This is a genomic window from Nostoc sp. 'Lobaria pulmonaria (5183) cyanobiont' (genome assembly GCF_002949795.1).
Lineage (GTDB): Bacteria > Cyanobacteriota > Cyanobacteriia > Cyanobacteriales > Nostocaceae > Nostoc.
In genome coordinates this window covers 1,585,279-1,601,367 of the sequence record NZ_CP026692.1, presented here as the reverse complement: position 1 = coordinate 1,601,367, position 16,089 = coordinate 1,585,279, and the positions used below count along the sequence as shown (strand labels likewise).

General features: G+C 40.7%; 9 protein-coding genes. 7 read left to right on the top strand and 2 right to left on the bottom strand.

The genetic code is table 11. The features are described from left to right. Window positions 1-6 precede the first annotated feature (6 nt). A complete protein-coding gene (locus NLP_RS06870; RefSeq protein WP_104905739.1) occupies window positions 7-5,403 on the bottom strand; it encodes an ATP-binding sensor histidine kinase in 5,397 nt (1,798 codons plus the stop codon). A gap of 134 nt (window positions 5,404-5,537) precedes the next feature. Between NLP_RS06870 and NLP_RS06865 the strand changes: the two genes are divergently transcribed. The 5 genes from NLP_RS06865 to NLP_RS06845 all read left to right on the top strand — a co-directional run bounded on the left by NLP_RS06865 (window position 5,538) and on the right by NLP_RS06845 (window position 11,351). Beyond that, a complete protein-coding gene (locus tag NLP_RS06865; RefSeq protein ID WP_104905738.1) occupies window positions 5,538-6,176 on the top strand; it encodes a lysophospholipid acyltransferase family protein in 639 nt (212 codons plus the stop codon). Between the two features lie 253 nt (window positions 6,177-6,429). Further along, entirely contained in the window at window positions 6,430-7,467 is a 1,038-nt protein-coding gene (locus tag NLP_RS06860; RefSeq protein WP_104905737.1) for an AI-2E family transporter, read from the top strand. Window positions 7,468-7,544: 77 nt separating this feature from the next. Continuing rightward, window positions 7,545-7,841: a DUF2288 domain-containing protein gene (locus NLP_RS06855; RefSeq protein WP_104905736.1), complete on the top strand. Its 297-nt coding sequence runs from the start codon at window positions 7,545-7,547 to the stop codon at window positions 7,839-7,841. 196 nt (window positions 7,842-8,037) lie between these two features. Beyond that, on the top strand, window positions 8,038-10,434 hold the full coding sequence (locus NLP_RS06850; RefSeq protein ID WP_104905735.1) for an endonuclease MutS2: 2,397 nt from the start codon (window positions 8,038-8,040) through the stop codon (window positions 10,432-10,434). Between the two features lie 266 nt (window positions 10,435-10,700). After that, a complete protein-coding gene (locus tag NLP_RS06845; protein ID WP_104905734.1) occupies window positions 10,701-11,351 on the top strand; it encodes a Uma2 family endonuclease in 651 nt (216 codons plus the stop codon). Window positions 11,352-11,900: 549 nt separating this feature from the next. Here NLP_RS06845 and NLP_RS06840 read toward each other — a convergent pair. Beyond that, window positions 11,901-12,830: a molybdate ABC transporter substrate-binding protein gene (locus NLP_RS06840; protein WP_104905733.1), complete on the bottom strand. Its 930-nt coding sequence runs from the start codon at window positions 12,828-12,830 to the stop codon at window positions 11,901-11,903. 719 nt (window positions 12,831-13,549) lie between these two features. Here NLP_RS06840 and NLP_RS06835 point away from each other — a divergent pair. Beyond that, window positions 13,550-14,155, top strand: a complete 606-nt coding sequence (locus NLP_RS06835) for a DUF3038 domain-containing protein (RefSeq protein ID WP_012406938.1) — start codon at window positions 13,550-13,552, stop codon at window positions 14,153-14,155. A gap of 249 nt (window positions 14,156-14,404) precedes the next feature. Beyond that, window positions 14,405-16,006 (top strand): DUF4335 domain-containing protein, encoded by a 1,602-nt coding sequence (locus NLP_RS06830; protein ID WP_104909797.1) that lies wholly within the window; start codon window positions 14,405-14,407, stop codon window positions 16,004-16,006. Window positions 16,007-16,089: the final 83 nt, after the last annotated feature.

The following is a 16,089-nucleotide window of genomic DNA, read 5'->3' as shown; positions in this document are numbered from 1 at the left end:
TATATGCTACAGCGGTAGCTGAATTACAAATTCAGTACCCTCACCTGGTCTAGAGTCTACCTCGATCACTCCTCCATGTTTTTCTGCAACAATCTGACGAGCGATCGCTAATCCTAATCCCGTGCCTTTACCCACACCTTTGGTAGTAAATAAATGATCAAAAATCTTATGTTTGACTTCAGATGTCATCCCATTTGCATTATCAGCAATGGTAATTTTCACGCCTTCATTTTCTACTGAGGTTTTAATTATAAGTCGGTTCGGATTGGTCTTTATTTCTTCCAAGCTCCGCCCCATATTCGATTCTTCTAACGCCTCAATAGCATTTGCCAAAATATTCATAAAGACCTGATTCAATTGTCCGGGAAAACAATTAATTTTAGGTAAATTACCATACTCAGTTATCACTTCAATTGCTGGACGTTGTTCATTAGCTTTCAGGCGATGTTTAAGAATCAAAATCGTACTATCGATACCTTCATGGATATTAAACGGTACTTTGTAATCCTTATCAGCACGGGAGAAAGTGCGGAGACTGGTGCTAATATTTTTCAGGCGATCGCACGCCATCACCATTGAATCAATAATCTTGGGTAAGTCTTCTAAGCTATAATCCAAATCAATATCTTCGGCATGATCGGTAATTTCATCACCTGGATTGGGGAAACTTTCTTGATAGAGTTTCAAATGTTCAACAATATCTGCAAGGCTAGGTTTTGCCTGTTGAAGACTAGCATAAATAAAGCCCAAAGGATTATTCATTTCATGGGCTACCCCGGCAACTAAGTTACCCAATGCAGACATTTTCTCACTTTGGACAACTTGTAATTGGGCTTTTTGTAAGTCTTGTAATGCTTGCCCGGCTTGTTGATAAAGTTGAGCATTTTCTAAAGATATTGCTGCTTGAGAAGAAAGGAGATTAATAACGCTGAGGCGATCGCTGGTAAACACTCCTGGAGTCAGTTTATTTTCTAAGTAAATAATCCCTACTAAATGTCCTTGATTAATAATCGGTGTACATAATACACTTTGGGGTTTTATTCGGTACATATATTCCCCAATTACACCAGGAATATCTGTTTGCAAGTTATTGATCGCAACTGTTTGTTGGGTATTTTTAACGTAATTGATAATATTTACAGGAATATCTTGACAAGTATCGAGTGCTTGTGAATTTAGAATGGTTTGGATGTCAATATGAGAATTTAATCCATGATTAATAAAGGTAATTGCCCTAACTTGCCAAGTATCTCCTTGAGGAAGAATTAGTACAGATTTTTTCGCGCCAGAGTTTTCTAGGATAATGCGGGTGAGACTGGTAATGAGTTGATCTATTTCCAGAGAACTGGAGATAGCTTGAGCGGCTTTGAGGACAGAGGTAAAATCCAGAACATTGGAAATACCAGTACTGTCTATTGAAGTGTGAGGTGACGAGGAAGTTCCATGCAAGGCAATAGTTTCTAAGGGGTTGAAGTTAATTCGTTGCTGTTGCAGAATGGGTTGGAGCAGTTTAGGATAGCGTTTTTGTAAGTCATCAGTTTTGGCTTTTGCTCCCCAGCGAGCATAGCAGTAGTATGCTTCTTGCATATATGCTTGGGCGACTTTTTCTTTACCCCAGTCAAGGTAGAATTTGGCTGCGAGTTCGTTGCTTAGTCCTTCTTCTTGGATGTAGCCGTTTTCTTGAGCAAGAGAAATGGCGCGATCGTAATATTCCATCGCCTTGAGTTTATCTCCTATTACCCGCGCTGTTTCTGCCTCAACTAAGTCATACTTATGCTGAAAATTAACAGGAGCATAGCCAGCCCAGTAGTGCATGAGTTTTTGGTTGGTAACTACCTGATTTAGCCAACATTCTTGTTGCTTCCGAATTGTCGAAGGCAGTAGCGTTTCATTATGGCAGCTAAAATACGTTGCAAGTAAGCACAAAGAGTAGTAAAAGTTATGTCCCACAACTAACAGTAGACCAAAGGCTCCATCCATATACTCGGTGGCTTTTTCTGCATTGGTTGCAGCCTGTTCATACTGACCAAAGGTATAAAGGATAGCTGTTTTGGCAACATAAATGGCAAATAGTGACTGATGATTGTGGCTGTTGTGAAGATACGGCAGCATTTCTGTCTCATCAAAATCAATACCAGTTAGGTAATATTGGTGAGAGGATCGTCCAAGTAAGTTTAAGGTGACTTGCCTCCAAATCTGGGCATAATCAACACAATGTTTTTGTTTGAGTTTTAAAAGTAGATCAATATATTTTCCTTGCCTTTCTTCAACAGCATCTAGAGTTTCTCCAATTAAAAATAAATGCGTACACTCAGCCATTATTGAATAGCTAGCGTATTCGATATCTCCAACTTCTAGTCCACACTGTATACTTTCCCGTAAAAATGTGAGTGTATTTCGACCATGCTCTTTGCAAGCACAGACAAAAACACCAAAAAGCATATAAATTTTTGGACTGAGTTGTTTACTCTGGTATTGCTCTAGTAGCTTTAAAGATATCTGACCAGAGTGATAAGCGGTATCGACATCTCCGTTTACAGCACAAAGAAATATACTATAACTTCCATAGGCAAAAGCAGCCAAGGATGAATGTCCCTGTTCAAGACAAAGATGGAGCATTGTCAGTGCTACTAACGGAAACATATCCGGTTTGACATGATGAACAGGAGGTGTAATGCTAATCAGCAACCGCAGTGCAGCCAGAGATTCCAGATTAGTCATTTCTGGAATATTGGCTAAGTTTGCTAAAGTTGGTAGTTTCTGCTGTTCTACATCAGGTGAGATCAACGAAATTCTTAACTGTTCCAGTGCTTTTAATCCTGTTTCAATAGCTTTAACTTGCTGATCTTGGGCAATATAAATTTGAACTTTCAGTTCATAAGCTTTAATTGTGTCCAACATCTGCGTCGTTTGCTGTAAGATCAGGTCTGTTAGTTTGATAGCCTGTTCAAAGTTGGTGTTTAAGTATTCTGCTTTTGCTGCATCTTCAGACAGCGCCAGGGTGAGATCGTACTGACTTTGCCACCTATCTGCTGTTAGCAGTTCCATTCCTAGCGTTAGATACTCAATCGCAGCAGTGTAGGCAGTAGCAGCCATAGCTTTCCGTCCAGCTAACAGATTTAACTGAGCTAGTTGATCTCGTTCAGTTTGTTGAGTAATTAACCTCAACCCCAGGTTCAATTGACTAACAATTTGAAAGATTTTCTCTTCTTGCTCGCTTGCAGAAATGTTATTTAACAGTAACTGACCCAGTTTTAAGTGAGTAGTCTGTTTCTGATTTTCTGTAATCAAAGAATAAGCAGCTTGTTGGACGCGATCATGTAAAAATTTATAGGTGGGGACTTGGAAATTGGAATTGAAAGGCTTTGAATCAGAATCCTGTCCACTGTGTTGAAAGAATTTATAAATATCACCAGTAGTTAAAAGTAACCCTTCTTCTAAAGCTTTCCACAAATCAGCAGCCGTTTCGATTTCTGATGATTCCGAAACAATTGCCAAAGTTGCTAAATCAAACTGATTGCCAATAGAAGCAGCTAACTGCAAGATGTTTTGAGTTGATTGCGGCAGTCTTTGTAGTTGAAGTACCATAAAGGCAACAACATCGTCTGTAACCGCTTGCTGATTCACTTGTGCAATGTCGCATTCCCAACAGCCTGACTCAAAGTTGAATTTAATCAGTCTATCTTGATGTAATGCTTTGATAAACTGTGTAGCAAAAAATGGATTGCCTTGAGTTTTCTGAGATACCAGTCGGGAAAGAGGCAACGCTAAATTCTCAGAACACTTAAGTGTGTCAGCAACTAACTGATTCACTTGTCTTTGACTTAGTGGTGCTAATGTAATCGTCTTAATCGTTGCTTGTGTTTTTTCAATTTCACTCAAAGTCAACATTAACGGATGTGCTCTTTTGACTTCGTTATTACGGTATGCACCAATTAAAAAAAGATGTCCTGTATCAGCCATTAATAACTGTATTAACTTCAGCGATGCTGAATCTGCCCATTGTAAATCATCTAAAAACATCACTAATGGATGTTCGGCAATGGTAAAGACTTGGGTAAACTTTTGGAATAATAAATTAAATCTAATTTGTGCTGCATTTCCTGATAATTCTGAAGCCGATGGTTGTTGACCAATAATTCTTGATAATTCAGGAATAACTTCAATAATTACCTGTCCATTTTCACCCACAGCCTCTAATATTTTGCTTTTCCACTGCTGGATTTTGGTATTACTTTCTGTTAATAGTTGCTCCATTAAATCTCGAAATGCTTGCAGCAATGCACTTAAAGGAGTATTCCGTTGAAATTGGTCAAATTTTCCTTTGATAAAATAACCGCGTTGTCTAACAATCGGTTTATGAACTTCATTAATAACCGCAGTTTTACCAATACCAGAAAAACCAGCTATCAACATCATTTCTGTCGCACCAAGGCTAACTCTTTCAAATGCTTGGAGTAGGGTCTCTATTTCGTTTTCGCGTCCATAAAGTTTGTCGGGGATAATAAAGCGATCGCACACATCTGTTTGTGCAATTGGAAAACTTTCAATTTTACCAGTTGATTGAAGTTGAGTTAAACAAGTTTCTAAATCATATTTCAGTCCTAATGCACTCTGATAGCGTTCTTCAGCATTCTTCGCCATCAATTTCATCACGATATCTGAAATCGATTTAGGAATATTGAATAGCTCCAAAGGAGCAGGAAGTTTTGCAATATGACAATGCACTAACTCCATCATATCCTTGGATTGAAAGGGTAACTCTCCTGTGAGTAATTCGTAGAAAGTGATACCCAGTGAATAAAAATCAGTCCGATAATCAATCCCCCGATTCATTCTTCCTGTTTGTTCCGGAGAAATATAAGCTAGTGTCCCTTCTAAAACATTGGGACTGATGAGCGTTTGAGTTTCCCGTGGTAGCAAGGATGCAATACTAAAGTCAATTAATTTAATTTGTTTTGTTTGTGGATTAATTAAAATATTCGCGGGTTTAATATCTTTATGAATAATGCGCGAACGGTACAGTATATCTAAGGTATTGCATAGGGCGATCGCTATTTCTAAAAATTCTTGCACAGAGGTGATATGTCGCCTCTCTACAGAGGTGAAATAATCTTTAAGAGAAATCCCTCCAAAATCTTCCATCACTAACGCATAGCTATTTTGATACGCTTGGAGGCTGTAAGTTTGAATTATCAGAGGTGAGTTGAGATTTTTAGCTATAGTGTATTGATTACGAAACGATAAGAGTTCGCTGAAACTCGGATAAGGATTTTTCAGTAATTTAATCACTACAGGTTTTTGATCGGTTTCTCGATAACCCCGATAAACCATCGTTCGAGAACCGTTATAGAGTTGTTCGCTAACCTTGTATCCAGTAATACTGACTGTAGTGAGAGACATACCGCTAAATCCTAAAGATTTCCAGATTTAGTGTTCCCAGATGAGTGAAGCAATTCATCTCTATAGCTTTTTTGCGTTTGATCTGGGTGTTGCGATCGCGTATGCTAAATTCAGTTTGATTTGCATTATCTTCTGTGGATAAAAACCGCGAACCGTCGATCAGTCTGGCACTTTACTACGCCTTTAAATGGTCAGTCGTCAGCCCCATGCTTCACGCTTACTTTCGGGGCCAGATTTATGGTGCGGAAAATGTCCCCAACTCAGGCCCGCTACTAGTAGTGAGTAATCACGCTAGTTACTTCGATCCGCCGATTGTCTCTAATTGTGTACGTCGTCCAGTGGCGTACATGGCTAAGGAAGAGTTATTTAATATCCCCATTTTGGCGCAAGCGATTAAATTGTATGGTGCTTACCCGGTGAGTCGGGGAAATGCCGATCGCAATGCCATCCGTTCCGCCCTAGAATATCTCGATAAAGGTTGGGCTGTCGGTGTTTTCTTGCAAGGTACTCGCACCCCAGATGGTCGAATTACAGACCCCAAAAGAGGCGCATTGTTGCTGGCGGCGAAAGCAAAAGCCCCAATATTGCCGGTGAGTGTCTGGGGTACTGAGAAGATTTTACAAAAAGGAGCGTCCCTACCTCGCGCAGTTCCGATCACAGTCAGAATTGGTAACTTGATTGATGCTCCTAATTCCAGTAATAAAGAGGAATTGGAGAATCTAACACAAAAGTGTGCCACAGTCATAAACGAAATGCATGATTTAGGAAGATGAGTTAGACACGCAAGAGATGTATGCTTTAGTAAAGTAGCGATCGCTATTAGTTTGATCTAATCTTAAAATCAATTCATTCTAGGAATCAACTAAGGAACTTCTAACAAATAAATCATCCATCTTCCGGGGTGGATAATTTTATCATACTAGACAACTAGCTTTTTTATATCTTAACTATGAATCACGAATTACGTAGCTTGCTTCTCGCCTTCTCTACGAGACGCTATGCGAATGGCGAGTATTAAGAATTATTATGAGCGGTTTTGAAACCAAGAGTTTTTGGGAGCGACTAAATAATCTGGCATTAGTTCGATTTTTGCTTTTAGTTGCTTCTGGCTGGGCAATTGTACAACTTTTAGCTTATTTTGAATCGGTCATTGTTATTTTTACATTTGCGGCAATTTTAGCTTTTTTGCTCAGTTATCCTGTACAAGGGCTGCGGCGTTTTTTGCCCCACAGTATAGCTGTTGGTGTCGTTTTCTTACTCAGTATTGTAATTATAGGCGGTGTAATAATTACTGTGAGCTTAACAGTCTTATCTCAAGGACAACAATTAATTGATAGTATCACTGCATTTTTAAATTCTTTAGTGCCTTTATTAGAGGGACTAGAAGGTTTGTTAAAAAACCGTAATTTCCAGATAGATTTAAGTTTTATTGAAGAACAATTGCGAAATCAGGCTGTATCAGCTCTTGTTAATAGTTTAGCCATTTTACAAGGGTTTATGACGAACTTTGTAACTTTTATATTGATTGCAGTTGTGGCTTTTTTCATGCTATTGGATGGAGAAAACTTGTGGAATTTTATTTTGAAAATAGTACCAAAACAGCGCCGTAATAGATTTACAAATATAATTAGAAAGTCTTTTTTAGGATTTTTTAGAGGTCAATTGCTATTAAGCGCATTTTTAACAATTTCAACATTCCTAGTATTTTTACTATTAAATGTACCTTTTGCTTTAATATTGTCAATAATAATCGGGATTGTTGATATAATTCCTGGCATAGGCGCGACATTAGCAGTAAGTACAGTTACTCTATTTGTGTTGTCTCAAGGTGTTTGGTTAGCAGTAAAAGTATTAATAGCTTGTATTGTTCTCCAGCAAATACAAGACAATTTGATTGCGCCTAGAATTATGCAGGGCGCACTGAATCTTAATCCTGTAGTGGTATTTTTTGCTTTACTAGTAGGGGCTAAAGTTGCAGGATTATTAGGTGTTTTTATATCTATTCCCATCGCTGGAGTAATTGTGTCTTTATTTGAAATTGATGAAATGAAATCAGAAGTTTAATTATTAGTCATTTGTCAGGAACTGGGAACTAGGGAATAATGTAAAAATAGCCATTTACAAATAAACATTGGGAAGTAATGTCGGATTTAAGAGCGGAATTAATAGAAATTTTGGATGAGGCAGAGTGGGAGTGGCTAATTCCTCATGTACAACGAGATGCAGTAATTTTGGTGAACCTTGAGCTAAACTTGGTGGATGTTGGAGTAGCGATCGCCAGCGATAACATTCCATCAGTGGAACAGTGGATTGATAAACAATTGATTACCAAACCCACGACAGTACAGGTGGGAGAATGGAATAGCGATCGCAGTAAGCGATTTAATACTCTCATCGTTCAACCTTACGTTCTGGCCCAAGAAATAGTTGCTGCCTAATTCGTTTATGTGTTGTTTTTGGTGAGAGTTGGTATTGGGGTATTTTCTCAAAAAAGATGGTTTAATGTGCCAGTTATTACTTTGCTATTGCCACGGACTAGCTGGTTGATTGAATTAAAGGAAAATTTTCTCCTTTAAGATTTATCCATCTAGGAGCTAGAATTGTTACCATAATTTCAGATTAGATGTTGAAACCTTGATCCAATCTGAAACCTTAGAATTATTAGAATGGCATCGCCTTTGCCAGCACCTTGCTACCTTTGCGGCAACTAAGCTGGGGGCGACAGCTGCGCGTCATCTGAAAATACCTGATTCTCAGACCCAAAGCCAAGAGTTGTTAGAGCAAACCAAAGAAGTCTACCAACTGGAAACTCGCCTGACCACAGGACTGTCATTTGAGGGAATTCAAGATATTGGCGATTCCTTAGAACGGGCAGAACGTAGTGGAGTTTTGGCAGGAGATGAACTGTTAGCGATCGCCACCACCCTCGCTGGTGCCAGAAATTTGCGCCGTGTGATCGACAATCAAGAAGATTTGCCGATATTGACTGATTTGGTTGCCGATTTGCGGACTTATCCCGACCTAGAACAGGAAATTCATCGCTGTATTGATGAACGGGCCCAGGTAACTGACCGCGCGAGTCAAAAACTGGGAGAAATTCGTACAGACTTACGGCGATTACGCAGCCAAATTACTCAAAAGCTGCAAAATATCTTACAGGCAAAATCTGGCGCAGTTCAAGAACAGCTGATTACGCAACGGAGCGATCGCTTTGTTATCCCTGTCAAAGCACCCCAAAAAGATGCCATCCCCGGTATAGTTCACGATACCTCTACCAGTGGTGCCACCCTGTATGTGGAACCGAATTCAGTAGTACCTCTAGGCAACCAACTGCGGCAGATAATTAGAAGAGAGCAAGCCGAAGAAGAAACGATTCGCCGCATTTTGACAGAACTTGTAGCCGCAGTCAAACCAGATTTAGAGAGGTTGTTAGCGATCGCTACCACTTTGGATCTGGCAACCGCTAGATCGCGATATAGTTATTGGCTAGGAGCGAACCCCCCACGATTTATCCAGCGTGAAGACAGGGAAATCATTACCTTGCGGAACTTACGACATCCTCTGTTAGTGTGGCAACAACAGCACGAACAAGGGCAACCAGTAGTTCCTGTAGATTTACTGATTAATCCCCAAATTCGGGTAGTGACAATTACTGGGCCAAATACTGGCGGTAAAACTGTAACCTTAAAAACCTTGGGGTTAGCAGCATTAATGGCCAAAGTGGGTTTGTTTGTCCCCGCCCGCGAACCAGTGGAAATACCTTGGTTTGATAAAGTGCTGGCAGATATTGGCGATGAACAATCCTTACAGCAAAGTTTATCCACATTCTCTGGACACATCCGCCGGATTAGTCGGATTTTGGAAGCATTGGGAAATGGGGATAAGGAAATACCCAATCCCCAATCACTCGTATTACTTGATGAAGTCGGCGCTGGAACCGATCCAGTAGAAGGTAGCGCCTTAGCGATCGCTTTGTTGCAATATCTCGCCAACCATTCCCAGCTAACTATTGCCACCACTCACTTCGGGGAATTAAAAGCCCTGAAATATGAAGACGATCGGTTTGAAAATGCCTCTGTAGAATTTGACGAAAGTACTCTCTCACCTACTTACCGTCTCCTGTGGGGCATACCTGGACGTTCTAATGCCCTAACCATTGCCCTGCGCTTGGGATTAAAACCAGAAGTGGTAGAAGAGGCAAAAACCCAAGTGGGAGAAGCCACAGATGAAGTTAACCAGGTGATTGCTGGCTTAGAAGCGCAACGCCGCCGTCAAGAAACCAAAGCTGCGGAAGCCCAAGTTTTGTTGCAGCAAGCGGAACGTTTATATAAAGAAGTATCTGCAAAAGCCGCAAGTTTGGAGGAGAGGGAAAGCAGTTTGCGAGCTTCACAGGAAATCGCAGTGCAACAAGCGATCGCTCAAGCAAAAGGTGAAATTGCCCAAGTAATCCGCCGTTTGCAGAAAGGTACGCCCACAGCCCAAGAGGCACAGCAAGCCACCAATGCTTTGAATCAAATTGGCCAGCAATATCAACCAGTAACGCCAGCAAAACCAAAAGTTGGGTTTATGCCCAAAGTAGGCGATCGCATCCGTGTTCCCAAACTGGGACAGACAGCGGAAGTGATCGCCGCCCCTGATCAAGATGGCGAATTAAGCGTTCGCTTTGGGCTAATGAAGATGACTGTGAAGTTGGAAGACGTAGAATCTCTAGATGGTCAAAAAGCCGAACCAGTTGTCAAACCCAAACCAGCCCCAGCAGCAGTAGCCCCGCCACCGCAAAATGTCCCAGAAATTCGGACTTCCCGAAATACCATCGATTTGCGTGGTAAACGCGTGGCTGATGCTGAATACATTTTAGACAAAGCCATTTCGGAAGCTACAGGCCCAATCTGGATTATTCACGGCTATGGCACTGGTAAACTACGACAAGGAGTTCACGCTTTTTTGCAACACCATTCCAGAGTGAACAACTACGAACCAGCAGAACAAGCAGATGGCGGCACTGGTGTTACCGTTGTTCATCTAAAATAAAGTAGCAATAGTAACCATATAGCTGTTCTCAATTGCATGGAATACAGACCACTGGGCACAGGAATGCTGTGCCCTCACCATCTGTTGCATTCAAACGAAAACTGCTATATTTCATCACCCAAAGTTAGGATGAAGCAGAAGTAACAGAATAAAAACAGTATGAAGACTAAGATTTTACCTTTCATTGCAGCTTTTAGTTTTTTTACTAATAGCCCAGCTTGTGAACACCAAGCGTATTGCCATTAATAAATAGAAGGAAATTTGCGATGTTACTTGAACTCAATCAACTAATTGTTAGAGCCGGTCATCAGTTGTTGATTAAAGATGTCTCTTGGTCGGCATACAAGCGCATTTTAGCAGAATTGGGAGACAATCGCAGCTCTCGGATAGGTTACAGTCAAGGGGTGCTGGAAATAATGGCTCCATTACCAGAGCATGAAGTAGCTAAAGTTATTATTGGGGACTTGCTAAAAGTTTTATTAGAAGAACTCGATCTGGAATTTTGGAGTTTAGGTTCTACAACTTTTGATAAGGAAAGTATGGATGCTGGAGTAGAACCCGATGATTGTTTCTATATCCAAAATGAAGCTAAAATTAGGGGCAAAGATAAAATAAATTTAGAAACTGACCCGCCTCCAGATTTGGCTATTGAAATTGATATTACCTCCCGCACTCGTTTCAATAATTATCAAGCGTTGAGAGTACCGGAACTGTGGCGATGGAATGGAAGAAAGCTGGAAATAAACGTGCTTTTTGATGGTAAATATATAGAATCAAATACCAGTTCTATTTTCCCCAACTTCTCAATCTCCCAAGTAATTCCAGAATATTTGATACTGAGTAAAACCAATGGCAGAAATGCGACAATGAAAGCATTTCGTGCGTGGCTAAGACAGGAAATTAGTAGCTACATTTAATTGAAATTATCAGAAATGGCTACTCAAAAAGGTTGGTTGTGGCTAGTGGGATAAAAGTATTGTTAAACTGCGTCCACGTTGAAAACCGTAGTTCTGTATGAATAGAAAAACCCTCATCCCCCAGCCCCTTCTCCCAATATTGGGAGAAGGGGAGCCGGAAAGAAGTCCCTCTCCCTACTTGGGAGAGGGATTTAGGGTGAGGGCAAAAACTACGGTTCTCAACATAGATGAGGTTTAGCTGCTTCTTCAACACAACGTCAATGTCTTTTATTATTCCCTGTCACGCATTTATGATTTGATCACCCAAAGTTAGGATGAGGATAATGAAATCTGCGGCAATAATTGGCGGTTTCTACGTAATTTCCATACCATCAGACAAGATGAGCTAACTAGCAAGAAACATGAGATTCTTGGTTCTGGAACTTTGGTGATTACTAACGAGAGGTCATTGGTATAGCCATCATTCACGCGCCCGCGAACATATTGGTTCCTTATTGAATGTACTATCAGATTGATTTGAATCAGAACAAGACAAAATTAGGAAGTTTTCTACCTATGGTAGTCTAATTTAATTAATTGCTTTTTATACAGGATTAAAGCTACACTTAAAGCCAGTAAAATTCCACCCGCACCTTGATGTTCGGGAACAGAAGTAGAGGGTGAGCTAAATCCATACTTTGCCAAAATTTCTTGCCCTTTTTGTGACAGGATATACTCGGCTAATTTTTTCCCATCGGGATCGGCGTTTTTCAGTGTAGCCAATCCATAATCAGCTTTGGTTGCTAAATAGTCTGGTAGTTCTACTATTTGCAGATTCTCACCACCTTTTGTTGCTTGGGCAGTCTGACCACTCGTGTAATAAGCTAAAAATATATCTGCCTGCTTTTTTTCTTCTAGAAAGTAGACTAAATTATTTTTGCCATTAGGAACTATAGGAGCATTAGGATTACCACCTACTAATTGCAAAGCTTTATTCTTCAGAATTTGAGAACTACCAGGTTTAACCCGATCGGACTTGTCAAATATCTGCCATGCATAGTTACCAGATGGATCTGCTATAGGGGTTGAGGTTCCCACCTTGATTTCGGGTTTTAGCAAAAAATCCAACAAATTATCTGATGTGATACCAAGTCCCGATCTCACAATAGCAGTCATGCGGTTGCTAGTGAAGTTTACTACAGGTTCACTCAAACCTTCTTCAAACAATGTTTGAGGGTTCTCAATATCTGCACTGGCAAAAACATCTGCGGATTTTCCAGTTTTGGAAAATTCTTGTTCTATAAATTCCCGTGTTAAACCAGACGGACCAAATCGCGTTTCTACTGGAATTCCATATTTTTCGTTAAAAGATTCAGCTACTTCTGTGAGACTATCGCGCAAACTACCAGCACCGTATAGCTTAACTGCAAATGCCTGAGTTGGCAAAGTCACACCGACAGCACAAGCTATCAGTGAAAAGGCAAAAAAATGCTTTTTCATAGTTGTTATATTATTGCGTTGCTATTTCTACTGGGTGAATGATCTGCAATCCATGCTTCAGTGTGGGTTTTGGTAAATATATAAAGTATTGCCTCTGCTCATTAACTTTATAAATGAGTTCTGATATGTGCGTGGTTTGCGGTTAGAGTTATAGTACCAACTAAGTTGTAATAAATCAATCACCCAACATCTCCAAATGCTGACTTTATCAAATTTTTAAGTTTGTCATCAGTTTTATTCATGGAGGCGTCAATCGTCCTGATGTTGCCCAGCCTATACTGAAATTACAGGCTGCACACAGATAATGTCCAGCAGTAAAAAGTGCCTTTAGCAAACAGGTAAAATATTTGTATAGTAATTATGTATAGATTAAGACCAAGTAATAAATATCAAGAAATTTCAAAATTCCAAACCACAAACAAATTAGGAGGTATTCTACATAATTACTTAGCGATCGTTAGCGGTTAGCATTTTTAACATTATTTATACTTCGATACGGAGCTAACAGCGAAAGTAGGATAAACCTTAATTAGAATTGATAATTTTTTACTTTGTCGAAAATAAATTTTCATCTAGAGTAAGACAAAGATACTTACTGTTTACCACATAAAAAAGCTAACTGAAGCCTCTGGCTCATAGCTATGGGAAACCAAGCTTGATTCTTAAGAGTCTGGTTTCAAAATGGGTAACAGCAACATCCCCTATCAGCTCGATCACCTATGCTAAAAGTTATGCACTCGGCCGCCAACTCAGCCACTCCAAATTCCCAGTGGGAGGATTTAATCAAGCTTCCAGCCCCAAACACAGTTCAATGGGACAATATCAAAACCCAATTAGACTTGGTGCTGTTGGCGCTAGAAACCTTAACTGGGATTGGTTCAGAGGCAATGCTTTCGGCGGCAACCGATCTGAATTTAGAGTCAAGAGTGCCAGACCGCGTAGCTTTATGGCGATTGCGCCAATCAAATCCTCTACGCAAAGGTCAAGGAGGGCGAAAAAAGCTAGATGTCGAAGAAGCGCGATCGCTTGTTTTGATCATCTGCTACTTAGCCAAACAGCACCAGGAATTGATTCGCCGCGCTGTCGGTCTGTTAGAACAAATGGCAGAAAATAACCGAGAACCTCACCAGGCTGCTTTACTTGGAGACTATATTGATGCTTTTTGCAACACCTACCAAGAGCGGATGGAAGAGGACGAGAAAATCTCAACGGATTTACTAACCAACCTGGCTCTAAAACTGCTTGTAGATTTACTTTTTTACAGCGCTCCTGGTGGGCATCGCCGTCTCTGGCTAGCACTTATAGACCGTTCAACAAAATTTTAAATTTTAGATTTGAAATTCTTCAACCAAAATTCGTTTTGAAAAGTTTGCTAGGTCAGGAAACTCTTTTGATGGTCATTAGCTCTTGGGCGATGCACTATCAGCAATGCTTCCTCCTTGCACGCCAGTTTGAATAACGCAAGGAACCTGACAAATTTCTGAGTGGAAAAATCCACCGTTCCAACTTTTCTTTGCAAGCAACTGGCTCAATTTTTGCAAAATCCCAATATAGTCTTCTTCGCAGTTCCTGTCATGCCTCTATCAAATTCTGTTATTCGTTGCTACACACCACCGACTTGTACGCTAGAAGTATTCGCGCAAAGCTCATCTCTGTCTCGTTGGATGGGAAAAACTGTCCTCAAACATCTGAGTTTTGAGCTGCGTTTTGACGATCCTCGACTACCAGAAGAACACAGAGTTCCAATTCGGGGCGATCGCGAGCAACTCGAAGCTTTATGTGATGCTGTCACCAACTATGTACAGCAATTCCTCCAACAGTCTCCAGAAAGCTTTTGGGTCAGTTTCTCCAGAACCCAAGAGTCAAGCACAGCACTGGATGAGCCGGAATTAAAGTCTTCAACAAAAACATTAAATGCCTTTAGTACCCAGATTTCAGGGGCAAATATCTACTTAGAACCAAGCAGCTATTTAACTCACAACTTATTTCTCGGTTCTCTTGCCAACCATTCATCTGGCCCAGTAATTCAACTCAGTTTGCTGCAACTATTCGATTTGGCAAGTGCTTTAGATGAATACTCAGCTGATGTCATGGCACTTCCAACTCTCAACAGCACAAGTTCGACTCTGAGATTCCCTGCTTGGGCACCTGTTGCCGCAGTCTTAGTATTAGGTATAGGTTTTTTACCAGTTACTTGGCAATATGCTAACAATATTAGAGAAAAGCAACAGCAGACAGCCAAAACATCAGATTCAACAGCAGTAAAGACTGCTTTAGAACCTTCATCCTCATTAAACTTTCCCACGCCTGAACCTGGGCTAACCTCTCCATCAAATAATTTGCTAGGTTCTACTCCTCCACTTTCCACATCCACTTTACCCCAAGCACCTCTAAGTGCCCCTAGTTCTAGTAGTTTCTCTGCACCGCCACCAAATACATTGACAATACCTCAAGGGACGACTGCAACCCTTCCTAGTAATCGAGCGATTCCACCATCCAGCAAAATCCCAGGTCAGGAAATTGCCATATTACCAAATCTGGGACAGAATCCAACCGGGTCAAGTTCCCAAGCAGGTACTATCCCTAAACTGCGGAATTTGCCACCCAGACTATCTTCTAACACAAGCAGCTTACCAACTAATATCTCACCAGTCCTCCCTCCATCTCTTGACACCATACCCAATAACAATCCTGTCAATACCCCAACCCAACCCTCCCCATTAACCTCACAACAGCTAGACGAAAGAATCCGTTCCTTACAGCAATCTTCTGCTGGAGAAAAACCTGCTTCACAACCTCCCTCCTCTAGGAATGCGGAGAATAATCCCTTTATCGATCAATTAGGGGACGGACGCAAACCTCCTACATCCAGAGAAGTAGCTACTGGCACATTATTTGATACACCTCAAATAGCAGAAGCTAGAGAGTACCTAACAAAGCGCTGGCAACCACCTACTGGACTGGGACAAACATTAGAGTACAGTTTGATAGTTGGTGTTGACGGCACAATTGAACGAATTTTCCCACTTAATAAGGCAGCAAGAGAATTCGTTGATAACGCTGGGATGCCTGAGGTTGGTAAACCTTTTGTTTCCGCCAATAAAAATGGACAAAATGTCAGAATTCGAGTTGTTCTCAGTCCTGATGGCAAGGTACAGACTTTTCCAGATCAATAAGTAAACTCATCCTTTTAATGCCACTTGTAAAACTGGTACAAATCTTGTGCCAGTTTCTACTTACTACAATTGCTCTTGAGCTT